Annotated in this window: 21 protein-coding genes; 19 read left to right on the forward strand and 2 right to left on the reverse strand. The window is 52.4% G+C overall.

Features of this window, described 5'->3' with window-relative positions; genetic code table 11:
• The first annotated feature begins 23 nt into the window (after positions 1–23).
• Together FYJ45_RS05235 and rfbD are read left to right on the forward strand one after the other, a co-directional pair.
• Positions 24–1,472, forward strand: a complete 1,449-nt coding sequence (locus FYJ45_RS05235) for an alpha-L-fucosidase (RefSeq protein WP_154463754.1) — start codon at positions 24–26, stop codon at positions 1,470–1,472.
• 274 nt (positions 1,473–1,746) lie between these two features.
• Positions 1,747–2,589, forward strand: coding sequence for a dTDP-4-dehydrorhamnose reductase (rfbD, locus tag FYJ45_RS05240; protein WP_154463755.1), 843 nt, complete (start codon positions 1,747–1,749; stop codon positions 2,587–2,589).
• A gap of 85 nt (positions 2,590–2,674) precedes the next feature.
• On the opposite strand, the gene FYJ45_RS05245 is transcribed toward rfbD, so the two are convergent.
• Both FYJ45_RS05245 and FYJ45_RS05250 read right to left on the reverse strand, forming a co-directional pair.
• Entirely contained in the window at positions 2,675–4,585 is a 1,911-nt protein-coding gene (locus FYJ45_RS05245; RefSeq protein ID WP_154463756.1) for a DUF6020 family protein, read from the reverse strand.
• Positions 4,586–4,682: 97 nt separating this feature from the next.
• Complete coding sequence (locus tag FYJ45_RS05250) at positions 4,683–5,519, reverse strand: helix-turn-helix transcriptional regulator (protein WP_162162442.1); 837 nt, start codon at positions 5,517–5,519, stop codon at positions 4,683–4,685.
• Between the two features lie 1,120 nt (positions 5,520–6,639).
• Between FYJ45_RS05250 and gmd the strand changes: the two genes are divergently transcribed.
• The 17 genes from gmd (at position 6,640) to pseB (ending at position 25,010) form a co-directional block, all read left to right on the forward strand.
• On the forward strand, positions 6,640–7,704 hold the full coding sequence (gene gmd, locus FYJ45_RS05255; RefSeq protein WP_154463757.1) for a GDP-mannose 4,6-dehydratase: 1,065 nt from the start codon (positions 6,640–6,642) through the stop codon (positions 7,702–7,704).
• 6 nt (positions 7,705–7,710) lie between these two features.
• A complete protein-coding gene (locus FYJ45_RS05260; protein WP_154463758.1) occupies positions 7,711–9,552 on the forward strand; it encodes an LIC_10190 family membrane protein in 1,842 nt (613 codons plus the stop codon).
• On the forward strand, positions 9,549–10,499 hold the full coding sequence (locus FYJ45_RS05265) for a GDP-L-fucose synthase family protein (protein WP_154463759.1): 951 nt from the start codon (positions 9,549–9,551) through the stop codon (positions 10,497–10,499). Before FYJ45_RS05260 ends, FYJ45_RS05265 begins: the two co-directional genes overlap by 4 nt.
• 115 nt (positions 10,500–10,614) lie before the next feature.
• Positions 10,615–11,682, forward strand: a complete 1,068-nt coding sequence (locus tag FYJ45_RS05270) for a mannose-1-phosphate guanylyltransferase (RefSeq protein WP_154463760.1) — start codon at positions 10,615–10,617, stop codon at positions 11,680–11,682.
• 233 nt (positions 11,683–11,915) lie between these two features.
• Positions 11,916–12,302: a sporulation initiation factor Spo0A C-terminal domain-containing protein gene (locus tag FYJ45_RS05275; RefSeq protein WP_021636699.1), complete on the forward strand. Its 387-nt coding sequence runs from the start codon at positions 11,916–11,918 to the stop codon at positions 12,300–12,302.
• Positions 12,303–12,366: 64 nt separating this feature from the next.
• Positions 12,367–13,296 carry a glycosyltransferase family 2 protein gene (locus FYJ45_RS05280; RefSeq protein ID WP_154463761.1) on the forward strand — a complete coding sequence of 310 codons (930 nt, stop codon included), beginning with the start codon at positions 12,367–12,369 and terminating at the stop codon, positions 13,294–13,296.
• Positions 13,296–14,051, forward strand: coding sequence for a glycosyltransferase family 2 protein (locus FYJ45_RS05285; protein ID WP_154463762.1), 756 nt, complete (start codon positions 13,296–13,298; stop codon positions 14,049–14,051). Before FYJ45_RS05280 ends, FYJ45_RS05285 begins: the two co-directional genes overlap by 1 nt.
• Before the next feature lie 131 nt (positions 14,052–14,182).
• Positions 14,183–15,574 carry a sugar transferase gene (locus FYJ45_RS05290; RefSeq protein WP_021636702.1) on the forward strand — a complete coding sequence of 464 codons (1,392 nt, stop codon included), beginning with the start codon at positions 14,183–14,185 and terminating at the stop codon, positions 15,572–15,574.
• Complete coding sequence (locus FYJ45_RS05295; RefSeq protein ID WP_154463763.1) at positions 15,574–16,815, forward strand: YveK family protein; 1,242 nt, start codon at positions 15,574–15,576, stop codon at positions 16,813–16,815. The genes FYJ45_RS05290 and FYJ45_RS05295 overlap by 1 nt, the downstream gene beginning before the upstream one ends.
• On the forward strand, positions 16,806–17,600 hold the full coding sequence (locus tag FYJ45_RS05300) for a glycosyltransferase family A protein (RefSeq protein ID WP_235930589.1): 795 nt from the start codon (positions 16,806–16,808) through the stop codon (positions 17,598–17,600). The genes FYJ45_RS05295 and FYJ45_RS05300 overlap by 10 nt, the downstream gene beginning before the upstream one ends.
• A gap of 44 nt (positions 17,601–17,644) precedes the next feature.
• A complete protein-coding gene (locus FYJ45_RS05305) occupies positions 17,645–18,835 on the forward strand; it encodes an EpsG family protein (RefSeq protein WP_154463764.1) in 1,191 nt (396 codons plus the stop codon).
• Positions 18,816–19,649: a glycosyltransferase family 2 protein gene (locus FYJ45_RS05310; RefSeq protein ID WP_154463765.1), complete on the forward strand. Its 834-nt coding sequence runs from the start codon at positions 18,816–18,818 to the stop codon at positions 19,647–19,649. The genes FYJ45_RS05305 and FYJ45_RS05310 overlap by 20 nt, the downstream gene beginning before the upstream one ends.
• Positions 19,646–20,998, forward strand: a complete 1,353-nt coding sequence (locus FYJ45_RS05315; protein WP_235930590.1) for a glycosyltransferase family 4 protein — start codon at positions 19,646–19,648, stop codon at positions 20,996–20,998. Before FYJ45_RS05310 ends, FYJ45_RS05315 begins: the two co-directional genes overlap by 4 nt.
• The gene (locus tag FYJ45_RS05320) at positions 20,988–22,151 is read left to right on the forward strand and encodes a glycosyltransferase family 4 protein (RefSeq protein ID WP_154463766.1); all 1,164 of its coding nucleotides are present in this window, start codon (positions 20,988–20,990) and stop codon (positions 22,149–22,151) included. Before FYJ45_RS05315 ends, FYJ45_RS05320 begins: the two co-directional genes overlap by 11 nt.
• Entirely contained in the window at positions 22,148–23,149 is a 1,002-nt protein-coding gene (locus tag FYJ45_RS05325) for a glycosyltransferase family 2 protein (RefSeq protein ID WP_154463767.1), read from the forward strand. Before FYJ45_RS05320 ends, FYJ45_RS05325 begins: the two co-directional genes overlap by 4 nt.
• 29 nt (positions 23,150–23,178) lie before the next feature.
• The gene (locus tag FYJ45_RS05330; RefSeq protein WP_154463768.1) at positions 23,179–23,637 is read left to right on the forward strand and encodes an AlbA family DNA-binding domain-containing protein; all 459 of its coding nucleotides are present in this window, start codon (positions 23,179–23,181) and stop codon (positions 23,635–23,637) included.
• A gap of 377 nt (positions 23,638–24,014) precedes the next feature.
• The gene (pseB, locus tag FYJ45_RS05335; protein WP_021636712.1) at positions 24,015–25,010 is read left to right on the forward strand and encodes a UDP-N-acetylglucosamine 4,6-dehydratase (inverting); all 996 of its coding nucleotides are present in this window, start codon (positions 24,015–24,017) and stop codon (positions 25,008–25,010) included.
• The last annotated feature ends 91 nt before the right edge of the window (positions 25,011–25,101 follow it).

The following is a 25,101-nucleotide window of genomic DNA, read 5'->3' on the forward strand; positions in this document are numbered from 1 at the left end:
TTGAAAAAGGAGGAGGAAAAAAGATGGACACGAAAGAGCTGTACCCCGGTTATGGGGAGGATGTGAGGCTTACCCGCGTGGCGCCCGCGCCGAGGCAGATTGTACATCAGGAGCTGGAATATTTCGGCTTCATTCATTTTACGGTCAATACCTTTACGGGAAGGGAATGGGGGAACGGGGAGGAATCCCCCTCCATTTTCAATCCGGAGAAGCTGGATGCAGGGCAGTGGGTGGAAACGGCGGTCAGGGGAGGAATGACGGGCCTGATTCTCACCTGCAAGCATCATGACGGCTTCTGCCTGTGGCCCAGTGCATATACGGAGCACAGCATTAAAAATTCTCCCTATAAAGGGGGAAAAGGTGACATCGTAAGGGAGCTTTCCGACGCCTGCCGGGAAGCGGGACTGAAATTTGGCGTTTATTTGTCTCCCTGGGACAGAAACCAGGAAACCTATGGTACGGGTAAGCCCTATGATGACTATTATGTAAACCAGCTTACGGAGCTTCTTACCAATTACGGGGAAGTATTTACCGTTTGGCTGGACGGCGCCTGCGGAGAGGGGCAGAACGGCAAAAAACAGGTGTATGACTGGGAACGCTATTATGAGGTGGTGCGCCGGCTGCAGCCGGAAGCCAATATTTTCGGCTGCGGGCCGGACGTAAGATGGTGCGGCAATGAGGCCGGGGACACAAGGCCCAGCGAATGGAGCGTGGTGGCCGCAGAGCTGGCGGATGCGGAGAAGGTAGCCTCCGAAAGCCAGCAGGAGGACAGCGAGGAATTCCGGCAGAAAAAGCTGGTCAGCACAGATATGGATCTGGGCAGCAGAGCTGTCCTGAAGAATAAAAAGAATCTGATCTGGTATCCTGCAGAGGTGGATGTATCCATCCGCCCCGGTTGGTTTTATCATGAGGAAGAAAACGATAAGGTGAGATCCTTTGAAAACCTGAAGGAAATCTATTTAAAATCCGTGGGCGGTAACTGTACGCTGCTGCTGAACATCCCTCCGGATACGGACGGACTGATCCGGGAGGAGGACAGAAGGAGCCTGTTTATGCTGGGGGATTTCATCCGGGAGTCCTTTGGCAGGAATCTGGCGGAGGAAGCGGTACTTACCGTAAAGCCGGAGAAAGACCGGGATGGGAAGGACGGAAGCGTTCTTCTTAAGAAGGGTGAGGAAACCTGGTTCGGCAATCCGGACGGCCTGTGTGAGCTGGAGGTGGAGTTTACCTGGGCAGAGGAGCGCTGCCTTAATTATCTGGTGGTACAGGAGGCGATCCGGTTCAGCCAGCGCGTGGAGCAGTTTGAAGTATACTGCCTGGATGGACAGGGCTGCTGGAAGCAGATCGAAAAAGGGACGACCGTGGGATATAAGCGGATTGTGCCGCTGCATGGGGCGCCAACGAAGGGGCTTAAGCTTGTGATCACGGACGCGCGGGTGGCGCCTGTCCTGGCATTTACGGGCGTTTATTAAAGAGCGGATTCTGATGGGGGCATTCCGGCGTTATATATTCTGGCCTGGCCGTGATAATTCAATCGTCCGGATTGGGGAACCGCCGCGTCTGACTGCCTGTTCCATGCTTTCCTGAAAACATACCGGAAAATTTTACTGAAAACATTCCTGAAAACAACCCTGTGGTAAAATCGCGGCCTTGGTGATATAATAAGAAAAAATGTAACCACGCAGGCAGATTTTCCCGTACTTTCAGGAAAACGGCTTCTGTCCGCGGAGAATTTGGAGGTTTTCGATGAAGAAAATAATTGTAACCGGATGCAACGGACAGCTGGGACGGGCTGTTAACCTTTTTTTTAAAGATGCGGCAGATATCGGCTTTGTGAACACGGATGTGGGAGAACTGGACATTACTAATATTGATAAGGTAATGGAGCTGGCAAGGGAAGTAAAGCCCTATGCAATCATCAACTGCGCGGCCCATACGGGCGTGGATGCCTGTGAAACGGAATATGACAAGGCTTTTAAAATCAATGCCATCGGCCCCAGGAACCTGGCCATTGCGGCAAGGGAGACCGGCGCAAAGCTGATGCATATTTCCACGGACTATGTATTTGACGGAAAAGCGACAAAGCCCTATGTGGAGACGGATGCCACCAATCCCCATGGCGCTTACGGATCCACTAAGCTGGCAGGCGAGAATTTTGTGAAGGATTTTGCGGACAGGTATTTTATTTTGAGGACGGCCTGGCTGTACGGCGATGGCAAGAACTTTGCCAAGACCATGCTCCGGCTTTCCGAAGATCATGATATGGTAACGGTGGTAGAGGATCAGTTCGGTTCCCCCACCAGCGCGGCTGAGCTGACCAAGGCCATTAATGCGCTGCTTTTTACGGAAAATTACGGAACCTTCCACGCAACCTGTGAAGGCTCCTGCAGCTGGGCTGAGTTTGCAAAGGAGGTATTCCGGCTGGCAGGTAAGGCAACGCAGGTAAAGGCGATTACCACCGAGGAATACGGCGCGGCCGCGCCCAGGCCGGCTTATTCCGTACTGGAAAACAGGATGTTCAAGCTGACCACGGACTTTATGTTTGCGGACTGGCATGATGCGATTGCGGAATATATTAAGACGCTGTAAAAGATATAAAGGATATGAGGGAAGCTGCAGTACTCGCAAACAGTACTGCAGCTTCTTTCATTTCGTGATTTTCAGATATCTGTAATTACTTATTTCTTTGGAACGGAGATTTTTGCCTGCTGTTTTCTTTCCGGTCCGCTTTTTTGGCATTGGCTTCCGGTCCGGGGCCGGCGATCTCAAGCCCTGCATGTATCAGCAGCGGCATGGACAGAATGAGCGAGTAGGCATATCTTACGTCGGACGCCACCGGTGTTGCGGCGCACAGCGTAAGAAGGACGGCAAAGAACGGCAGGTACAGAATCCAATTCTCTTTTTTCCCATTTAACAGACAGTTGGCAAACAGGAACACAGCCGCCCAGGTAAATGTGCCGATGCTGTAAAGCAGTCCGTAGAGCGGGAAAATAGTATACAGCTTGGAAAGGATCTCCACAATTTTCGTCACAGCCTGACCGCGCAGCACAGGCTGCCAGGACAGGCCCAGTTCATTGGGGGAAATCCCTTCATTTGTAAGAAGGCCCGGCGCATCCGGGAACCAGTAGCCCTTCGTCTGATCCACAAAAGCATTCCAGTAATCCAGCGGATATTTAAGCCCCAGCTGCACCCAGAGCCTGAGATACTCGCCCTTATGCGCCTCCAGATATTCCGGATGCCCATACTGGATCAGCGCCTTCACCGGATCGGAAAGCTCCGGCTGATAATAATCCGCAATTACCGAATATTCCACGGTTTTTCCCAGCAGCTCCTTCTGTTCCCCGGACAGCTCTCTTCCTTCATAAACCACCCGCGCTATCTGCTGGGCCGGAATAGAGAGCGATTCGGAAAACGCAGGCTGCGCCACATCAAAGGCCTCCATGACAGGCCCTTTTACCAGGAACACAACAGCCAGTACCAAAACCTGCAAAGGTAAGATTATCTTCCAATGCCTTCGGAAGGCATATACCAGAAAAGGCATGGAAAACACAAAGGCATATAGCCCGTTAGAGCGCATCAGGCACACCAGGACGCCGCTTATGCCAAACAAAACAAGCAGCCCGGGCCTCTCTCCAAACCTGCGCCCTTCGCAGCAGAGCGGCAGCAGCTGGTAAACGCTCAGCACGAACAGAAGAAACAGCCCGGAAAAAAGAATATCTTTCCACATGGTCACCGCAAAAATCCCGTTATAAGGCACCAGGGCATAAAAAAGCAGGAAACAGAAGCACAGCTTTTTCCCCGCGCCGCGCCGGAACAGAACCTGCAGCCCGTAAGTAACGATCAGAGCCATGGCAATCATCTGAAAAACTGTATAACATGCAATCCCCGCATACACATCATGAAATACCGCATTCCCCAGGGAGGTAAACAGCTGAATCAGCAGCGTATGCACAAAAGGATGATGATTGCTGTACCCGATAAGCCCGCCCGCCTGGCTGAACTGGCTTAAGCTGTCGGGCGTCATGACCCCGGGAAAATCATAAAGGAACCAGGGAAACCAGCATGCCAGCAGAAGCAGGAAAATCAGCCAGAACGGCTGCCCTGAATTTTTCACTCCGTCCGCCTGCCCCGTCCCGGCTTTCTTCGCATTTCCCTCCACAATTCTCCGGATCCGCTCCGAACGCTTCTCCAGCAGCAAAAACAAAACCCCGCAGCCCCTGAAAAACAGCAAAAACAGCCCCGCCGCCGTCAGACCCAGATAAATCAGCCGGAACAGCCCGTTTTCCAACGTCCCGGTCAGTTCCCCATGCGCCGCCGCAACATAACAGAACGTATAAAAAATACCCAGGACCAACGCCGCTGTCCGCCGCTTCCCCGCGCTGCGCCCATGAACCAGCTTCTTCCCCTCCTCAGAAAGCGCGCACTCCCTTTCCCTGCCGGCAGCATACTTGAAAAACTGGAAACACAACAGAAAAAGAACCAGAGTTATTATATTCGTAGTCGCAATTCCCCCAATATTCGCCAAAGCAAAAGCAGCCAGATAACCCTCCAGCAAAAAAGGAAGCCTTTCTTTCACACTATTCATACACAATCCTTTCCCGAATCCAAACAATACCTTTGAAATCCCGCCGCCCTGTGCCCTCAAGGCTGCAACTATTTTACCACGAATTCCTTTCCCCTGCCTACCATTTCCGGCGATATTCCAACGGCGTCATATTTTCCGCCTTTTTAAACACCTTAATAAAATATCCCGCGTCCGCAAATCCGCACAACAACGCGATTTCTTCAATAGAGCTGTCCGAAAAACGAAGCAGTGACTTGGCATGGGAAATCCGCCGCCCCGTCAAATCACTCCCAATCGTAATCCCATACTTCTTCTTATATTCCCTGGAAAGATGATATTTACTAATAAAAAAAAGCCCCGACAGCTCCTCCAGAGATATTTTTTCCTGATAATGCTCCTCCAGGTACTTTCTCACCTGCATCAGCTTCGGAGAAAGCTCCCTTCCCTCCCCGGCCTCAGCCCTGTTTTCCAGAAAACAAAGCGTAATCAAATCCGTAAGATATTTATGCGCGCTCAGCTCCATCAAAGAAGGCTTCTCCTGCATCAAACCGAAAAGGTCGGTTAAACTATCCGTAAAGGCCGCGGCATTGGCCGGATGAAAAATCGATCCCCGATCCTGTTCCTGATAAGCCTTATAAAAATCATCCGCCCCATTCCCGTTAAAATGCACCCACATCAAAGTCCACGGATGCTCCGCCGTACTTTCGTGGGCATACTGGTTCCGGCAGTTGATATACACACAATCCCCCGCCCGGATAAAATGCTTCTTCCCCCGGTAAGTCAGATATCCTTCCCCCTGAATTACCGTCAGAAAAAGATAAGAACTGATATTTTCCCTGGAGCTGATATGCGGCTCCATACTCGTCAGCGTCCCGATCTCCTGCACATAAAGATAATGCTGCCTTGCATAAGCAGAAGGCGTCGCCAACACACGATCCGACAAAGACTTCCCCATAACCATAAAACCTCCTTTTGGGTGGGGGATATCTTTGAGGTGAGTATCGGTTTCCCGGGCGCCTTCCCGGGCGGGGGTGAGGGGATGGTGTGTGGGCCGGGTGGGGACATGGGGCTGGGGGAGGGCTGTTTCTGCTGCGGCCTCTGTTCCCGGTCCCTGTTCTGTGCGGTCGAACTCAAAAATGGGGGATTCCTAACTGTTTCTTTTTCCCGCAGCCAGTCTGGTCGGCTTGAACTCCTCGCAGACGACTGGCGTCGTCTGTTCGTCAGACAAAGCCTCCCGGGCAGACTGGCTGCGGAAAAAAGAAACAGTAAGGAATCTCACCATTTTTTCGTGACTCCCTTACAGAATCAGGGACCGGAAACAGAGGCCGCAGCAGAAACAGCCCTCCCCCAGCCCCATGTCCCCGCCCGGCCCACACACCATCCCCTCACCCCCGCCCGGGAAGGCGCCCGGGAAACCGATACTCACCTCAAAGCCCACTACATTACGCAGTCCGTAAGGTTAAAAAGATAAAAGACAAAAAATAAAGGACTAAAAAACAAATGATAAAAGATTAAAAACCAAGGTACACTTTCGCTAAAGAAACTTTTTCCATATTACTATCGATTGCTTTATTCTGCTGGGCTATTGAGAAGGAACTTGGCGCCCTGTGGCGGCGGGGGGTTTGGGGGCGGGAGGAAGGCGGGGGCGGCGGGCTGGTCTGCAAGGGAGTCGCGAAAAAATGGTGAGATTCCTTACTGCTGCTTTTTCCCGGAAACGGTCTGCCCGGGAGGCTTTGTCTGACGAACAGACGACGCCAGTCGTCTGCGAGGAGTTCAAGCCGACCAGACCGTTTCCGGGAAAAAGCAACAGTTAGGAATCCCCCATTTTTAAGCCCGACCGCGAAGACCAGCCCGCCGCCTCCGCCTTCCTCCCGCCCCCAAACCCCCCGCCGCCACAGGGCTCACAATTCCTCCCTCAACAACCCTCCTACATTATAAAGCAATCCCCACCAGATAGCAATATATTACTATTTGTGGGCAAGATAGTAAATTGTAATGAGGAAAATTAAGTGGTATATTCTTTTGCAGTCACAGCAAAATAAGCCTAATAGATTAAAAACAGAGAGGTAAACAGTATGAATAACGTTGCATTGATTACAGGGATTAACGGGCAGGATGGTTCTTATCTTGCGGAGTTTTTATTGGAGAAGGGGTATGAGGTGCATGGCCTGGTGAGGCGTCACAGTATTTCTGTTACCAGCAGGATTGACCATCTGATTCATTCCCCCTATAATAATGTTAAATTCTTTCTTCATTATGCGGACACGACGGATTCCAGCGGACTGATGCGGCTGATGGCGGAAATCAAGCCTACCGAAGTGTATAACCTGGCGGCGCAGTCTCATGTTGGTATTTCCTTTGAGGTCCCGGAATATACGGCGGATGCTACAGGAATGAGTACGCTGAAGCTTTTGGAGGCCATTCGGATCAATGGGGGGCCGTGCCGTTTTTATCAGGCGTCTACCTCCGAGCTGTTCGGCGGGCTGCCGGAGACGGCTCCCCAGAGTGAGAAAACGCCTTTTTATCCCAAGAGCCCTTATGGTGTGGCGAAGCTGTATTCTTACTGGATTACGGTGAATTACAGGGAGTCTTATAATATGTTCACCTGTAACGGGATTCTGTTTAATCATGAATCACCCAGAAGGGGCGAGAATTTCGTTACCAGGAAGATTACGCTGGCCATTGCCAATATTCTGGCAGGAAAGCAGGAGAAGCTTTCCCTGGGGAATATGAATGCCAAGAGGGACTGGGGCTTTGCAGGGGATTATGTGGAAGGTATGTGGCTGATGCTGCAGCAGGATAAGCCGGGGGATTATGTGCTGTCTACGAATGAAACCCATACGGTAAGAGAATTTGCGGAGGCGGCTTTCCAGGAGGTGGGCATTACTGTCCGCTGGGAAGGGACCGGGGTGAATGAAAAGGGTTATGATTCCCGGACCGGCAGGCTGCTTGTGGACGTAAATCCTGAATTTTACCGTCCGGCGGAGGTGGAGTTCCTCTGGGGAGATTGTTCCAAGGCGGAGAAAGAACTGAACTGGAAGAGAAAAGTGGATTTTAAAGGCCTTGTGGCTATGATGATGGATGCGGATATGCAGGCCGTTGTCGGCGTGGGCTGTGAGGAATTTAAAAACAGAAAGTAGGATTTTATGTTAACTGTGCTGTTCAACTGGGGATATATTTTCGTTACGGCATTTCTGATTGGCTTTGCGGTATTGCTGCCTTTTGAAAGGGGCGGCGCGGCGGCCGGCAGGGCGCCCGGAGGCGGGACGGGTGCTGTCCGCCGGAAGATGACGGCGGTCCTGATGGCGGGGCTTGCGGCGGTAACGGTATATTCCCAGGTGTTCAGCCTTTTTGCGGGAGTGGGGCTTTGGGCAAATGTGCTGTTGGTGGCGGCGTGTGCGGTCATTGCGGTGGTCTGTCGCCGGCCTTTGGCTGTTTATTGGCGGGAAAGGGCCGGTCAACGCAGCAGGGGGTATGTGGTGTTTTTGGCGGGACTGGTCCTGCTGATGGCCTATGGGACCTCCAGAGGGTATATGCATGTGGATACCGGGCTGTATCATGCCCAGGCCATACGGTGGATCGAGGAGTATGGCGTGGTTCCGGGGCTGGGTAACCTGCACAGCCGGTTTGCCTATAACAGCGCGGCGTTTCCGTTGTGCGCGATTTACAGTATGCGGTGGCTGGGAGGAAGCCTGTTCCCGGGGGGAATCCATGCGGTGCAGGGTTTTCTGGCGCTGCTGGTGGGTATCCAGTGCAGCGGGATCCGGACGTTGGCGGCGCGCAGAAAGGTGAGGGTCTCCGACTTTGTAAGGGTGGGAGGCATCTATTATCTGACTGTGCTGTTTGGTGAGATGGTGTCGCCGGCGTCGGATTATTTTGCCATGCTGCTGCTGCTTTTTATCCTGATTGACTGGCTGGATTTGCTGGAGAGCGGGGAAAAGGAGGCGGCGCCCTATGCCCTGCTTTCCCTGCTTCTTGTATTTACGGTTACAGTGAAGCTGTCGGCGGCGGTGATTCTGCTGCTGGTGCTCAAGCCTGCGGTGCAGCTGCTGTGGGAAAAAAGGTGGAAGGAAATCGGGCTGTATCTGGGGCTTGGTTTTGGGATTGCGCTTCCCTGGCTGATACGGGGCGTGCTGATTTCCGGCTGGCTGTTTTATCCTTTTACTTTTCTGGATCTGTTCCCTGTGGACTGGAAAATCGAAAAGGGCTATGCGGATTGCGATTCCAAGGAGATCCAGGTGTTTGCCAGACTGCTTTATGATGTAAATCTGTATGACACGCCGTTTTCCGGCTGGGCGGGCAAGTGGTTTGCTTCCCTGAAGGGGCTGGAAAAGCTTTGGGTGGCGGCAAGCGCCGCATGCACCGGGCTGGGGGCTGTAACCATTGTGGGAGCGGGCCTGAGAGTATGGAAAGCAGGATTGGAAGAACGGAAAAACAGGGCACGGGAAAAGGAGATACAGAAAAAGGATACACAGGAAAACAGGCCGGAGGCGGACGAAATTCTTCCCTGGGACTGGATTTTGTATGCGGCGGTCCTGATAACAGGTTATTTTTTCTGGCAGTTTTCCGCGCCATTGGTGCGTTATGGTTATGTCTATGTGCTGGCGCTGCCTATGGCGGTGCTGGGCTGCTGTTATACATGGGTGCAGGGGAAAATTGAAAAGGGCAGCCGGTACGGATATTATGTATTCGAAGCCGGTTTCCTCCTGTTCCTTATATTTAAGGCTGTGGGCCTGGCCGGCGGCATGGCGGCGTCTGCGGGGGAGCCTTATTATGTGAGGCAGCAGGGCTATGGAAGCTTTGACGCTGTCACCTATGATGTGGACGGTGTGACGGTTTATGTGCCTGCGGACGGCGGGCAGATTGGATATGATAAATTCCCTTCCTCCCCCAGGATCCAGAATATTGAGCTGCGGGGAGAAGGAGAGCATGCGGGAGATATCAGGTATGGCTTCCGCGAGAATAGAAAAGAGGAAGATGCACAATGAGTACAATCGAAAAATCAGATAAAATATATGTGGCGGGTCACCGGGGACTTGTGGGCAGCGCTATCGTGAGGAACCTGCAGGCAAAGGGCTATGAAAATGTGATCGGCAGGACACACAGGGAGCTTGATCTGACAAGCCAGGCGCAGGTAAGGGATTTTTTTGAAAAGGAAAGGCCGGATGTGGTGGTACTGGCCGCTGCGAAGGTGGGCGGAATCAATGCCAATAATACCACGCCTGCGGAGTTTGCCTATGAAAATATGCAGATTCAGTGCAATGTCATTAAATGCTGCCATGATTTTCATGTAAAAAAGCTGCTTTTTCTGGGAAGCACCTGTATTTATCCGAAAATGGCGCCCCAGCCCATTCCGGAGGATGCGCTTCTCACCGGACCTTTGGAGGAAACGAATGAAGCCTATGCGATTGCCAAAATTGCGGGGCTGGAAATGTGCAAATTTTATAAAAGGCAGTACGGCGATGATTTTATCAGCTGTATGCCCACGAATCTGTATGGCCCCCATGATAACTATGATCTGAAGGGAAGCCATGTGCTGCCCGCCATGATCCGGAAGTTCCATGAGGCAAAGGTGAACGGCGCGTCCACGGTGGAGCTGTGGGGCACCGGGACTCCCCTGCGCGAGTTCCTTTACGTGGATGATATGGCGGATGCCTGTGTGTTCCTTCTGGAAAATTATAGCGGTGAGCAGCATGTAAATATCGGCACCGGCAAAGAGATTACAATTAAGGAGCTGGCGGAGACCGTGCGCAGGACGGTGGGCTTTACCGGTGAAATCGTATGGAACAGCGCCATGCCTGACGGAACGCCCCGGAAGCTTACCGATGTGACCAAGCTGCACGGGCTGGGCTGGACACATAAGGTTGAGCTGGAGGAAGGCGTAAGGCTGGCTTATGACTGGTTCAGGGAAAATGTGGAGGCGGCAAGGCTGTAATTGACGGCAGCATGGAGCTGCGGGAATTTTAAAGAAATGGCGGCAGCCGTAAACGAACAGTTAAAGTAACGGTCCGGTTATCTGAGCCGTTACCGGTTAAGAATGGAGAATGGACATGAAAACATACGGAGTAGTAATGGCCGGGGGCGGAGGCACCAGATTGTGGCCGCTTTCCACGAAAAAGCTGCCCAAGCAGTTTCTGAACCTGTCCGGCAGGGAAACGCTGGTGAATGAGGCTGTGGACCGGCTTCTGGGCGTTGCGGACAAGGACGATATTTTTATTGTGACCAATGCCTCGCAGACGGAGGTGATGCTTTCGCAGACCGCAGGACGGGTGAAGGCGGATCATATCCTGGCGGAGCCGGCGGCGAGGAATACGGCGGCCTGTATCGGCTATGCGGCCATAACCATTTTGAAAAAGTACGGCGACGGCATCATGTGCGTGGTGCCCTCCGATCCTTATATCAGGGATGAAAAAGGGTTCCAGGCAACGCTGCAGGAAGCGGTAAAGGCCGCTGAGGAAACGGACGCTCTTGTGACCATCGGCATCAGCCCCACCTTTGCCGCTACCGGCTACGGCTATATCCGGAGCACTGCGGTGGAAGGGAAAGCGTACCGCAAGGTAGAGGAGTTTGTGGAAAAACCGGATGAGGAAACGGCAAGGGGATACCTGGAGGCAGGCAGCTATGCCTGGAACAGCGGCATGTTTATCTGGAAGGCTTCCACCATCCTTTCTTATTATAAGAAACTGCTCCCGGATATTTACGAATGCCTGATGAAGCTGGCGGAGGGCTTTTGCACTCCCGGAGAGGAAGCGCTTCTGTGGGAGGTTTATCCTGCAATCCCGAAGATTTCCGTGGATTATGGCATTATGGAAAGGGCGGATCATGTGCTCATGTTGACAGGCGATTTCGGCTGGAGCGACGTGGGCGGCTGGGACGCTTTTGACGCGCTGAAAAGCAGGGATGAAAACGGAAATCTGACCGTGGGAAAAACTTTGCTTCTTGACAGCAGGAACTGTACCGCGTATTCTGTAGACAAGCTGATCGCTGCCGTAGGCGTTGAGGATCTGATCATTGTGCAGGCCGGGGAAGCCGTTCTGGTATGCCCGCAGGCCGAGGCGCAGAGAGTGAAAGAGATCGTGGAGGCCCTGTCGGAAAAAGGAGAAAATTCGTATCTGTAGCGCGAAATTTCTCGATCGCTAATCATTCTATTTCCGGTGATACCGTGATATCATTGTAGATGGACCTGGAAAAAACTACCTTTAAGCAGGTCTGCGCACCTGTTGCGCTGACTGTAAGAAAGTGATTCAGGAGTGCCGAAATCCATCGCCAAAGGTGATACAGGCCGGATTTTGGCTGTAACTGTGAAGGTACTGAACAGTTACCGTCACGCACGGACATCAGGAGGAGAAGAATGGTTACGGAAAATTTAACGCAGGCACAGATAGAACGCTACGTATCGGAATTCATGCTGGAGCTGGGAGTGCCGGCTCATCTGAGGGGATATTATTATCTGCGGGAGGCCATTGTTCTCACTGCTTTGGATATGGAACTGGTAGGAAGCGTAACCAAGCTTCTCTACCCCGGTATTGCAAAAAACAACCATACCAATATCCAGCGGGTGGAAAGGGCGATCCGTAATGCCATAGAGGTTTCCTGGGAGAGAGGAAACCCGGCCGTATTCGAGGATTTATTCGGCTACAGCGCCGCTTCCGGGGCGGTAAGGCCGACAAACAGCGAATACATAGCCCGGATAGCGGACCGTATACGTATGGACGGGCCGCTGGAGCCGGAAGCTTAATAAGGCTGCCTGCCTTACTGCTGTGCAGAAGGACAAGCGGCCGGTTACGTCAGGAGGAATACCCATGAGTTTACTGAGCGTCATTGTCCCATGCTACAATGAAGAGGAAAACGTAGATTGTTTCTATGAGGAATTGATGAAAAATACCCCTTTTTTTGAAAAAGAAGGGCTGGAACTGGAAATCCTGTATGTGGATGACGGTTCCAAAGACAGGACTGTGGAGGAAGTTAAGGACTTAAGGAAGAGGGATGAGAGGGTGCATCTGATTTCCTTTTCCCGGAATTTCGGGAAGGAATCCGCTATTTATGCGGGGCTGCAGAAAGCGAAGGGCGATTATGTGGTTATGATGGATGCGGATCTGCAGGATCCGCCGTCCCTGCTTCCGGATATGTTTTCATATATAAAAGAAGGTTATGATTCCGTGGCAACCAGAAGGGTGACGAGAAAGGGAGAACCGCCAATCCGTTCCTTTTTTGCACGGATGTTTTACCGCCTTGTGAACCGGATTTCCAAAACGGAAATTGTGGATGGGGCCAGGGATTACCGACTGATGACCAGGCAGGTGGTTGACTCCATTCTTCAGATGACAGAGTATAACCGGTTTACCAAAGGGATTTTCGGCTGGGTGGGATATTCCACCAAATGGCTGGAGTTCGAAAATGTGGAGCGCGCCCATGGAGAAACAAAGTGGAATTTCTGGAAGCTGTTCATTTATGCGCTTGACGGCATCACTGCTTTTTCCACGGTTCCGCTGGCATTGGCCTCCTTTATGGGGGTTCTGTTCTGTTTTGTGGCATTTCTGCTGATTCTTGTTATTGTGATTAAGACGCTGGCGATAGGAGATCCGGTGGGCGGCTGGCCTTCCATGGTATGTATTATCTGCATGGTCAGCGGCGTGCAGCTTTTCTGTCTGGGGATTGTGGGGCAGTACCTGTCCAAAACCTATATGGAAGTGAAGAAGCGGCCTATTTATCTGGTGAAGGAAGAGCTGTAATGAAGAATGATTTAATAAGTATTGTCATGCCTGTTTACAACGCTTCAGCGTATCTGGAAAAAACAGTGGAAACGGTACGGCAGCAGACCTGTACAAGCTGGGAGCTGATTGCGGTGGATGATTGTTCCACGGATGACAGCTTTCAGGTTCTCCAAAGGCTTGCCGGGGAGGATGCAAGAATCCGTCCGGTCAGGCAGGAGGGCAACCAGGGAGCGGCAGCGGCGAGAAACAGGGGTGTTGCGCTGGCTGAGGGCAGATATCTGGCCTATTTGGATGCAGACGATTTATGGATAAAAACAAAACTGGAAAAAGAGCTTGCTTTTTTAAAGGAAAAGCAGGCTGCTTTTGCATTTACAGGATATGAATTCGGAGACAGTGAGGGCGTGGGGAACGGAAAGGTAGTCCATGTGCCGGAAACCCTCACCTATAAAAAAGCGCTGTCCAGAACTGTGATTTTTACAACCACAGTCCTCTTTGATTTGGAAAAAATCAGTAAGGATCTGGTGAGCATGCCCCGGGTAAAGAGCGAGGATACCGCCACATGGTGGAGGATTCTGCGAAACGGTTATACTGCCTATGGCCTGGATGAAAACCTGGCGGTTTACAGAAGGCCCACAAGCTCCCTCTCCTCCAACAAGCTGGAAGCCATCCGGCGGATCTGGCATCTGTACCGGAAACAGGAGAAGCTTTCCCTGCCTGTGAGCGCATGGCACTTCTGCTTCTGGGCGTGGCGCGCGGTTGCAAGGAGAGTTTAGGTATGGTAAACTATTAACGATTGCTGCCACGCTGCACAAAGCGTATGAAATAAGGGCATACTATACAAAAGAAAAGGAACTGCGGCTGTGAAGAAGCACAACAGCCCCAGGGAGCTGCTGAAGGAGAAACGATGAATCAGAAGGAATCCAGAAAAAGACTGCTGATTTTGCTACTGTCATATATTGGTTTGCTGGCTATGCTGGGAGGATATGTCATAGCCTATTTCGGTTATTATTATCCGGTGATTATCAGGCATGATACGAAGCTTTATTTTAAGGGACATCTTCTGATTTTTGCTTTTTACCTGGTGGTTCTGTTCCTGTTTATGAAGACCTACGGCGGGCTGAGGATTGGATATCAGAAGCCCATGGAGGTTTTTGGTTCCCAGGTATTCGCACTTCTTTGCACCAATGTTTTTTCTTATCTGCAGATGGCGATGATCCACGGCTGGCTGATTCCTCCGGTTCCGCTGCTGCTGACGCTTATTGGGCAGATTGTGTTCGGCGCATTTTATACCTGGCTGTCCTACCGTATCTACAGGAAGCTTTTCCCGCCAAGGCAGCTGCTGCTGATTTACGGCGATCGTCCCACGGAGGATATCCAGCGTAAATTCGCCAGCCGCAAGGACAAGTATAATATTGTAAAATGTATGAACATTTCAGCCGGAGCCGACGCGATTCTTGACGAGGTGGAAAAGGGCTACGGCGGCGTGGTTCTGTGGGACATCCCCACGGCGGTGAGGAATAAGCTGATCAAGTACTGCTACAGCCGCTCCGTCCGTATTTATATGATGCCTAAAATTCCGGATGTTATCATCAAGGGATCCGAACAGCTGCATCTTTTTGACACGCCGATTTTTCTGACCCGGGAATTTGCGCTCACCGTGGAGCAGCAGATTTTCAAGCGCTGCATCGATGTTGTGTGCGCGCTGATTTTGCTGGTGCTCGCTTCGCCCTTCATGCTGATTACGGCCATTGTAATCAAGCTTTATGACGGCGGTCCGGTCCTGTATAAGCAGATACGTTGCACCAGGGATGCAAAGGAATTCAAAATCCTGAAATTCCGCAGCATGAGAGTGGATGCGGAGAAGGACGGCGTGGCTAGGCTTGCCGCCAAAAATGATTCCCGTATCACACCGGTGGGGAAATTCATCCGTGCGGTCCGGATTGACGAGCTTCCGCAGCTTATCAATATACTGAAAGGGGAAATGTCCTTTATCGGTCCCCGTCCGGAACGGCCGGAAATCATCGCCCAGTATATGGAGGAAATGCCGGAATTTGCGTTCCGCATGAAGGTGAAGGCAGGCCTGGCCGGTTACGCGCAGGTTTATGGAAAATACAATACGACTCCCTATGACAAGCTGAAGCTGGATCTGACCTATATCGAAAATTATACTGTATGGCTGGATATCAGGCTGATGCTGCTTACGCTGAAGATCCTTTTCAAGGCGGAAAGCACCGAGGGTGTGGAATCCACACAGATCACGGCGATAAAGTCGGAATCCGATGAGGACAATAAATAATGAGAGAAGAAAAATTCTGGCAGGAGGGCATGGACGGAAAGCGTTTTGCCCTCTGTCTTTTCAAAAAAGGATGGATTATCCTGGCGGCAGCGCTGGCGGGAGCCGCCGCGGCTGCGGGGATTTATCTCTTTGCGGCGCTGGTGCTTGGCGGAAAGCCGGAGTATCAGGTGTTTTCCCAGTACCGGATCTATTTTGACAAGGAGAAATACGGGGAAATCGAAGACTATTACAATGCTTATACCTGGGGGGAAATCATGAAGACCGACCAGGTGGTGGATTTTGTCATGGAGGCGCTGCCGGAGGGAATCAGCAAGGCCCAGGTAAAGGCGTCCGTTTCCGTGGGGCAGATGAACGATGTGAAAATTATGCCCTTGTACATCACCACGCAGGATGCCGGGCTTTCTCAGGAAATTGCTAAGGCCTATGTGTATGGCCTGGATAAGTTTGCCAAATCCATCGAGGGGCTTAGCGGGATGCAGTGCTGGACGGTGGAGCCTGTAACGCAGGTACCCCGTGCAACAAAAACCTTGAATGCCTTTATGTTCGGCAGTATTCTGGGTGCGGTGCTTTCTTTTCTGGTTCTCGTATTTTTTTATATTCTGGATGATTCCATTTATCTGGAGGAGGACTTTGCGAAGCGTTTCCGTATTCCGGTGCTGGGGATCCTGACCCGGGGGAAGGATGCGGATTATCTGGAGGAACTGAAAGGGAACGCGGCATTCCTGTTAAAAGGAAGCAAACGGATCTGCCTGGTGGACGGGAGCTGCCTGAAACAGACGGGGCGGATGGAGAAATCAGGGCAGACGGAAAAGACAGGTCAGACGGAGAAATCAGGGCGGACAGGAAAAACGGGTCAGACGGAGATAACAGGTCAGATGGAAAAAACGGGTCACGAAACCGGACAGGGAGCGGCTGCCGGGGCCTCTGCCGTCCCGTCGTCCTGCCGGGAGGCCGGTGAACTGCTGTCAGCCGCGGCGGGGGAAAATGCGGAGACCTTTGTTACTGCCTGGCCCTTCGGGGAAAAGGAAGTGCGCATGCTGCACAGTGCGGACAGCGTGGTGCTTGCGGTTCCCTGTGGATTCGGAAACGGCAGGGCGCTTTTTCATCTGGCGGCGCAGCTGGAAAAGCTGGGAATCACAGCCGCGGGCGCTGTGCTCACGGATGCGGATGATAAATTCCTCAGGGCCTATTACGGGAAGAAAAAACGTAAAGCGTCCGGAAAGAGAAAACAATGGACATGAAAATGCAGTTTCTTGTTTCCGCCGTGAAGGAGGATGTGGAAACGCTTGCGGAGCGTATGAACCTTCAGGCGGATGCGATTATTGTAAATCAGTGTGATGAAAATGCATACAGGGAGTATATGTATCAGGGACATACCATGAAATGCTACAGCTTTGCGGAGCGCGGCGTGGGGCTTTCCAGGAACAACTGTCTGATGCGTGCGGACGGGGATTTGTGTGTGTTCGCGGATGAGGATATCGTTTACCGGCCGGGAGCGGCGCGGGCGATTGCGCTGGAATTTGAAAAAAATCCGAAGGCGGACATGATCCTTTTTGATATGGAGGTGCCCCAGGATCGGGCTACCTATCACATTGATACGTACGGAAGGGTACGCTGGTACAACTGCGGCAGGTATCCGACCTACAGCTTTGCGGCGAGGACGGAAAAGCTTCATGAAGCCAATGTGACATTTTCCCTGCTTTTCGGGGGCGGGGCCAGGTACAGCAACGGCGAGGACAGCCTGTTTTTAGCGGAATGTATCCGGAAGGGGCTGAAGGTGTATAAGGCGCCGGTGACCATCGGAAAGGAAAACGGAAGGCCGTCCACCTGGTTTCATGGCTATAATGAAAAATTTTTCTATGACAGAGGGGTTCTGTATCATTTCCTGTATGGCAGGGCCGCTTTGCTTATGGCGCTGCGTTTTCTGTATAAGCACAAGGGCGTCATGTGTAAGGAGATGCCCTTTTCCAGAGCATTTTCGCTGATGTGCAGGGGAATACGCAGGAAAAACGGCCGGCAGGAGTAATTGGGACCGCACAGTTACCCGCAGGAGACGGAAGGTGAAGGCGGATGATATTTTATGGACTTCTTGGCGCGGTGACCATCGCGCTGGCATGTTTGGTAGAGAATAGAGCCTCCTGTTGTGCCAAAGCAGTGGGTAGAATGGGGATGACGAGGCGGCAGGCGCGCAGCTGCGCCGCGCTTTTCACTCTGTTTCTGGTGCTGGCAGGTACGGCGGCGCTGCGTATTGATGTGGGAAATGATTACGGAAATTATGTGAACATCTTCCATGAGATCTATGTGGGAGGCTATGTGGTGACGGAGCCGGGCTTCAACTGGCTGGTACGTTTCCTGTTCCTGCTTTCCGGCGGGGAGAATTACCTGCTTGTTTTCGGCTTGTTTGCGGTGGTTACGGCGGTAATTTTCCTGAAGGCCATGTATGATCAGAGCGTGGATTTTACGTTATCCTTTGCTCTGTTTATGCTGCTTGGCCTGTATTTCCGTACCTTCAATACGGTGCGTTATTATTTTGTGCTGGCGGTTACGCTGTACAGCCTCCGCTATGTGCTGAAACGGGAATACAGTAAATTCGTGCTGCTTATACTACTGGCGGCGCTGTTCCATAAATCGGTGCTGGTAGTCATTCCCCTTTATCTAATCGCCGCGCTTCCCTGGAAAAAATGGCAGGTGGCTCTGGGAGCGGCATTCGCGGTCAGCCTCCCGCTGTTTCAGGGGTTCTGGATGAAGGTAGTGCTGTGGCTGTATCCTTCCTACCAGAACACGGTATATCTGCAGAAGGAAACCGGGCTGGAGGGAAGCCTGATGGGCATCATCCGCTGCGCTGCGGTGCTGCTGCTGGGACTTTCCGCCTATCGGGAGACGATAAAGGAGAACCGGGCCAATCTTTTTTATTTTAAGCTGAACCTGCTGGGGCTGGCGCTTTATACCTGTGCTTCCTTTCTGCCTCTTGTGTCCAGGTTTGGCTACTATCTGATTACGGCGCATGTGCTCCTGGTGCCGGGGATTTTAATGGGAATGCCAGATGAGGCGCCGGAGCCTGGGGGCGCGTCCGCTTTGCGGCTCCTGAAAAAAGGCGCCGGAAAGAAGAAAAAAGTGATGTTCTTCCTGACAGCGGCTTTTTGCCTGCTGTATTTTGCCTATTTCCTCCTTACGGCCCATCAGGAGGGAGTGCGCGTGCTGCCCTATCACAGCTGGATTTTTACGGAGAAGGAATGGTTGAATGGCTCATTTATTTTTTAGTATTGTGGTCGTGTCGCTGAATCCGGGAGAAAAGCTTGTGCCCACGCTGAAGAGCGTGCTGGATCAGGACTATGGGAATTTTGAAATCATAATTAAGGATGGAGGCTCTACGGACGGCTCCGTTGAGAAGCTGGAAGAACTGCCGGCGGACAGCAGAATCCGTTTTTTCCGGGAGCCGGATAAGGGCATTTATGACGGGATGAACCAGGCGCTTGCCCAGGCCCGGGGGCGTTTCCTGCTTTTTTTAAATTGCGGCGACCGGCTTTACAGCAGAAGCGTGCTGTCGGAAACAGCCGAATTTATCGAAAAAACGGAGAAAGAAAGCCTGTGCCGCACGAGGCCGTATATTTTTTACGGGGATCAGTATAATGAACTGCAGGACTGTCCGGTGCATTCCGCGCCGCGGATGAATGATTTCGCCTGTTACCGGAATGTGCCCTGCCATCAGGTCTGCTTCTATGACGCCGGCCTGTTTGCGGAGCGGGGATATGATACGGATTTCCGGGTGCGGGCGGATTATGAGCATTTCCTGTACTGTATTTATGACAGGAAGGCGGAGGCTGTGTATATGCCGGTGACAGTGGCCTTCTACGAGGGAGGCGGTTTTTCGGAAACCAGGGAAAACCGGAAGCGTTCTGCGCTGGAGCACAGGGTGATTACACGTTTTTATCAGGGCTTTTGGAAAAGAAGCTTCTATTCCTTCCTCATGCTGGCTACTTTGGCGCCGCTGCGCACGAAAATCGCGGAAAGCCCTTCATTGTCAAAGGGCTATAATGCGGTTAAATCTGCGGTCTACAGGAGGAAAAAAGGATGAGGGAAGAAAGTAAGCGGTTGCGGGTGTTATGGCTGTGCAATATCTGTCCTCCTTCGGCGGCTGCCGCGCTGGGGCGCAGCTACAGCGTCAGGGAAGGGTGGCTGACCGGGGCGCTGAACCGTTATCTGGCGGATGAGGAGCAGGATTTGGAGCTGGGCATCTGCTTTCCTTCTGAAGAAGAGGAGCTTTCGCAGTTTAGCGGCAGGATAAAGCTTAAGGAGCTGACGGATGCGCCGGAAGCGGGAGAAAAAGAAGTATTCGTGTATGGCTTCCGGGAAAATCTGAAGAGGCCTGAGCTATATGATTTGGCGATGGAAAAGCGGTTTGCAGGAATTCTTGCAGATTTCAAACCGGATCTGGTGCATATTTTCGGTACGGAGTTTCCCCATGCGCTGGCCATGGTGAGAAGCTTTCAGCGGCCGGAACGGACGCTGGTGGGGATCCAGGGGCTGATAGGCGCGTGCGCAGAAAGCTATATGGCGGATCTGCCGGAAACCGTACAGAAAAAGACGACCTTCCGGGATTTGCTGAGAAAGGACAGCCTGCGTATGCAGCAGGAAAAGTTCCGTATCCGGGGAGAACGGGAGCGGCAGGTGCTCCAGGGCAGCGGCCATGTGACCGGGCGGACCGTTTTTGACAGGGAGGGATCCCTTGCATGTAATCAGGGGCTTGTTTACCATAAAATGAACGAAACCATGCGTTCCTGTTTTTACCAGGGAAGCTGGCGGCGGGACAGCTGCAGGAGCTATGAAATCTTTGCCAGCCAGGGGGATTATCCGCTGAAGGGATTCCATTATCTGCTGCAGGCCATGCCGGAAATCCTGCAGAAATTTCCCGAAGCGCATATCAGCGTGGCGGGAATCGGTATTACGGCCTATGGCAGCCTGAAGGAAAAGTTGAAAATCTCCGGCTACGGCAAATATCTGCGGAAGCTGATGGAAGAAAACGGGCTGGAGGATAAAATTACCGTGTTAGGCCAGCTTTCGGATGTGCAGATGAAGGAGACTTATTTGAACAGCCATGTATTCGTCTGTCCCTCCGCGCTGGAAAATTCCCCTAATTCCCTGGGGGAGGCCATGCTGCTGGGGGTTCCCTGCGTCGCCTCCTGGACGGGGGGCATCCCGGATATGGCGGAGGATCAAAGAAGCGCGCTGCTGTTTGGGAAAGGCAATGTGCATGAGCTGGCCCAATGCGTGATCCGGATATTTGAAAATGACGGGCTGGCGGACAGCCTTTCCCGGGAAGCGGCGAAGCAGGCCGGACGTAATCACGACGGGGATGAAAATTATGCCGTCCTGATGGGGATATACCGGGATATGATTAACCGGGGGAGCGTTCATGAAAATTAACTTTATTTCCAATTACATCAACCATCACCAGATTCCTTTCTGCGACTGCCTTTACCGGAAGCTGGGGGAGGATTTTACGTTTATACAGACGGAGCCTATGGAGGAGGAGCGGGTGAAAATGGGCTGGGCGGTGGACGCCCGGTCAATTCCCTATGTGCATCTGCTTTATGAAGAACCGGAGGTCTGCAGGGGGCTGATAGGGGACTGTGATCTGCTGCTTGCCGGCTGGATGGAGCAGGAGGAGCTGATTGCCGGAAGGCTTGGCAGCGGAAAGCCGGCCATACGCATCAGCGAACGGATTTACCGGGAGGGGCAGTGGAAGGCGGTTTCTCCCAGGGGGCTGGCGCATAAATACAAAGAACACATCCGGTACAGGAACAAGCCGGTCTATCTGCTTTGCGCGGGCGCATATGTGGCTTCGGATTTTTCACTGATTCATGCATATCCGGGGAAACGGTTCCGGTTCGGGTACTTTCCGGAAACCAGACATTACGATGGGAAGGGACCGGAGGATCGAAAAGCTGAGGATGGGCCGGTGCAGATTGTCTGGGCGGGCCGGATGATGCCGTTAAAGCACCCGGAATTTGTGGTGAGGCTGGCGGAGGATCTGCGGGAAAAGGGGCTGGATTACCGCATTCATTTTATCGGCAGCGGGGAGCTGGAGGATCAGCTGAAGGGCGAAATCGAACAAAAAGGCCTCTCGGACCGGGTCGTTCTGTACGGCTTTCTTGAGCCGGGTGAGGTGCGAAAGAAGATGGAGGAGTGCCATATCCATCTTTTTACAAGCAATCATCTGGAGGGCTGGGGCGCCGTGGTGAATGAAGCCATGAACAGCGGCTGCGCTGTGGTGGCGAATTCGGAGCCGGGCGCGGTGCCGTATCTCATTGAAAACCGTGTGAACGGGATGATTTACCGGGAAGGAAGCTATGAGCAGTTCCGTGAGGCGGTGGTTTATCTGATGGAGCATGAGGAGGAACGGCGGCAGATGGGACGCAGGGCCTACGACACCATCTGTTCTCTGTGGAATGCGGAAAATGCGGCCGCGCAGTGTATGCGTTTTTATGAAAACTGGCAGAAGGGAAGGGTGGAGCCGCCCGCAGAGGGGCCTTTTTCCATCGCCCCTGTCATCTGGCCGGGAAGGAGATCGGTATGAAGAATGAGAATCCGCTTATCACTGTCATCATCCCGATTTATAATATCATGGACTGTCTGGAGCGTTGTGTGAGCTCGGTGTGCGCCCAGACCTACCGGAACCTGGAAATCCTGCTGGTGGACGATGGATCCACCGACGGCACGGGGGCGCTGTGTGACCGGCTGGCGGAACGGGACGGGCGGATCCGGGTGTTCCATAAGGAAAACGGCGGCTCCTCCTCCGCCCGGAATTTAGGGCTGCAAAAGGCGCGTGGGGAATATCTGGGATTTGTGGACAGCGACGATTTTATTGAGCCGGATATGTATGAAAGGCTGATGGAACAGGTAAAGGCGGGCGGTTACAGCATCGTCCAGGCTTCCAGGGATGAGATTGATGAAAACGGGCAAAAGAGGGCGGATGTATGTACGCCGCCCGAAGAGGTAACGTTTTTGTCCGGGGAAGCCTTTCTGCGGGAGCTGCTGCTGCACAGGGGGGACTGTTCCTTCTGTACCAAGCTGACGGTACGAAGCCTTTTCGGGGAGAAACGGTTCCCGGAGGGGGAGCTGAACGAGGATTTTTACCTGCTGGTGGAGCTTTTGCAGGAGACGGAGGGCGTCTGTATCCTTCCTCAGCAGCTTTATCATGTATATTACCGCATGGGCAGCAATACCAGGCGGAAGGAGCGGAATGATTTTTCCAGGGTTTTTGTGGATATTGTGAAGAATGCAGACTTTGTCCAGGGGATAGTGGAGGAAAAATATCCGGCGCTGCAAAAGGAAGCGGTGCGCTTCGGCCTGTATCAGCGGCTGGATTATCTGCTGCATATCCCGGTGGGACTTATGGTGCGGGAGGATAGCTTTTATACGGCGGTAAAAAAATACTGCCGCAGGCATGCCGCCGATACGGTGGTTTCCCCCTATCTGACGGCAAAGCAGAAGGTGTATCTGCTGCTTCTGTCCGCCGCGCCGAAAACGGTGCGGCGGCTCCATGGCCTGACAATGCGGGCGCGGGGCGTGTAGAAGGGGGTATTATAAAAAAGGAGGGGCGGATGCTTCATTTCGAGGAAATAGATAAATACAGGGGAAATAACCGGATTGAAGCGAAACGGGCGCAGGGAGGCTTCCCGCGCAGCCTGTGGGAGACCTATTCCGCTTTTGCCAATACCATCGGCGGCGTGATCCTCCTGGGGTTGGAGGAGCTGCCGGATAAATCCTTCCGTCCGGTTAAGCTTCCTTCGCCGGAATGGCTTGTTGAGGAGTTTTGGCGTCTTGTAAATGACAGGCAGATCGTAAGCGCCAATATCCTGGAGGAAAGCCAGGTGCAGATTGTGGAGGCGGGAATCGGCGGACAGGGCGCTGGGGAGGTTCCCTTACAGGCGCAGGGCAGCAAAACTTCCCCTTTTCCGGCGGAAAACAGCGGTAGGGGAAGGATTGTGGTAATCGAGGTTCCCAGGGCGGACCGCAGAAGGGGATCTTGTGCCTGGCCTTATTGGAGAAGGAAAGTATGATTGTCCATGAGGAGGGCAAAGAAGAGGTGCGGTACCGCCTGCGAGATTGAGGGACTGTTTTTCGGGGAAAACAGTTCGGACACAGAGCGTTTCAGTTCAGCCAGGTCTGCGCATTTACCGCGCTGACGGATTCAGGTGCATTGCATTAGCCGGTAGGCTATGTTATAATGCCGATAGAAACCGGCTTTTCCTTGAAGGGTCCTGAACTCTCGGCAGTACCGGCCGAAAAGCAGAAAGGGAGCAGCTGTGATGATGCGGGGCGGCAGGCTGTTTTGTCTGCGGCTTCAGCTACACGAGTGCTTTTGTGCGCAGATGAGAGTAAAGATGTATAGACCATCAGAAGAAAAGGGAAACTATACACAAATGGAGGAAAGTTCATGTTAGATAATAAAACGATACTGATAACCGGCGGGACCGGCTCTTTTGGCAAATGTTTTACCAAGTATGCGCTGACCCACTACAATCCAAAGAAAATCATTATTTATTCCAGGGATGAATTCAAACAGTACCTGATGCAGAATGAATTCAAGGAATATGAATCAAAAATGCGTTACTTTATCGGTGACGTAAGAGACAAGGACAGGCTGAAAAGGGCTTTTGAAGGTGTGGATTATGTCATCCATGCGGCGGCCCTGAAGCAGGTTCCTGCCTGTGAATATAATCCCAACGAAGCCATTAAGACCAATATAAACGGTGCGCAGAACGTGATTGATGCGGCGCTGGATTCCAATGTAAAAAAGGTGGTGGCCCTGTCCACAGATAAGGCGGTCAATCCCGTAAATCTTTACGGCGGAACCAAGCTGGTGAGTGATAAGCTTTTTGTAGCGGCTAATGCCTATGCGGGCAATAAGGACATCAGCTTTTCCATCGTGCGTTACGGGAATGTGGCGGGAAGCCGCGGCTCCATCATCCCTCTTTTTAACAATATCATTAAAAACGGGGGCACGGAGCTGCCTATTACGGATTTCCGCATGACACGTTTCTGGATCAGCCTGACAGAGGGCGTGGAGCTTGTTATCAAAGCGCTGAAGGAGGCGAAGGGCGGCGAAACCTTCATCAGCAAGATCCCTTCCTTTAAAGTGACCGATCTGGCTGAGGCTATGCTTCCCGGCTGTACGAAGAAGGAAATCGGCATCCGTCCCGGTGAAAAGCTCCATGAAATCATGGTGACACCGGAGGATTCCTTCAATACCTACGAATATGACAAGCATTTCATCGTATATCCTCAGGTGGTATGGAATGACAGGCAGGTTCCGGATCTGAGCGGCGTAAAGGTGGAGGAGGGATTCTCCTACAGCTCAGGGAACAATAAGGAATGGCTTACCGTGGAGGATATCCGCGAGCTTCTTAAGAACGTGGAACTGGAGAAATAAAAATCAGAGGGGGCCTTTACGCGGCTGCTCCGGGTATCGCTTCCGGGAGACAGGAGCTGCATAAGGCGCCCTTCTTTTTGCAGCTTAAACA

The organism is Eisenbergiella porci (genome assembly GCF_009696275.1).
GTDB classification, from domain to species: domain Bacteria; phylum Bacillota; class Clostridia; order Lachnospirales; family Lachnospiraceae; genus Eisenbergiella; species Eisenbergiella porci.

Bases quoted from the DNA above. Each gene is read 5' to 3' on its own strand.
- FYJ45_RS05235 (WP_154463754.1), top strand. From the start codon at position 24: ATGGACACGAAAGAGCTGTACCCCGGTTATGGGGAGGATGTGAGGCTT.
- rfbD (WP_154463755.1), top strand. From the start codon at position 1,747: ATGAAGAAAATAATTGTAACCGGATGCAACGGACAGCTGGGACGGGCT.
- FYJ45_RS05245 (WP_154463756.1), bottom strand. From the start codon at position 4,585: ATGAATAGTGTGAAAGAAAGGCTTCCTTTTTTGCTGGAGGGTTATCTG.
- FYJ45_RS05250 (WP_162162442.1), bottom strand. From the start codon at position 5,519: ATGGGGAAGTCTTTGTCGGATCGTGTGTTGGCGACGCCTTCTGCTTAT.
- gmd (WP_154463757.1), top strand. From the start codon at position 6,640: ATGAATAACGTTGCATTGATTACAGGGATTAACGGGCAGGATGGTTCT.
- FYJ45_RS05260 (WP_154463758.1), top strand. From the start codon at position 7,711: ATGTTAACTGTGCTGTTCAACTGGGGATATATTTTCGTTACGGCATTT.
- FYJ45_RS05265 (WP_154463759.1), top strand. From the start codon at position 9,549: ATGAGTACAATCGAAAAATCAGATAAAATATATGTGGCGGGTCACCGG.
- FYJ45_RS05270 (WP_154463760.1), top strand. From the start codon at position 10,615: ATGAAAACATACGGAGTAGTAATGGCCGGGGGCGGAGGCACCAGATTG.
- FYJ45_RS05275 (WP_021636699.1), top strand. From the start codon at position 11,916: ATGGTTACGGAAAATTTAACGCAGGCACAGATAGAACGCTACGTATCG.
- FYJ45_RS05280 (WP_154463761.1), top strand. From the start codon at position 12,367: ATGAGTTTACTGAGCGTCATTGTCCCATGCTACAATGAAGAGGAAAAC.
- FYJ45_RS05285 (WP_154463762.1), top strand. From the start codon at position 13,296: ATGAAGAATGATTTAATAAGTATTGTCATGCCTGTTTACAACGCTTCA.
- FYJ45_RS05290 (WP_021636702.1), top strand. From the start codon at position 14,183: ATGAATCAGAAGGAATCCAGAAAAAGACTGCTGATTTTGCTACTGTCA.
- FYJ45_RS05295 (WP_154463763.1), top strand. From the start codon at position 15,574: ATGAGAGAAGAAAAATTCTGGCAGGAGGGCATGGACGGAAAGCGTTTT.
- FYJ45_RS05300 (WP_235930589.1), top strand. From the start codon at position 16,806: ATGGACATGAAAATGCAGTTTCTTGTTTCCGCCGTGAAGGAGGATGTG.
- FYJ45_RS05305 (WP_154463764.1), top strand. From the start codon at position 17,645: ATGATATTTTATGGACTTCTTGGCGCGGTGACCATCGCGCTGGCATGT.
- FYJ45_RS05310 (WP_154463765.1), top strand. From the start codon at position 18,816: ATGGCTCATTTATTTTTTAGTATTGTGGTCGTGTCGCTGAATCCGGGA.
- FYJ45_RS05315 (WP_235930590.1), top strand. From the start codon at position 19,646: ATGAGGGAAGAAAGTAAGCGGTTGCGGGTGTTATGGCTGTGCAATATC.
- FYJ45_RS05320 (WP_154463766.1), top strand. From the start codon at position 20,988: ATGAAAATTAACTTTATTTCCAATTACATCAACCATCACCAGATTCCT.
- FYJ45_RS05325 (WP_154463767.1), top strand. From the start codon at position 22,148: ATGAAGAATGAGAATCCGCTTATCACTGTCATCATCCCGATTTATAAT.
- FYJ45_RS05330 (WP_154463768.1), top strand. From the start codon at position 23,179: ATGCTTCATTTCGAGGAAATAGATAAATACAGGGGAAATAACCGGATT.
- pseB (WP_021636712.1), top strand. From the start codon at position 24,015: ATGTTAGATAATAAAACGATACTGATAACCGGCGGGACCGGCTCTTTT.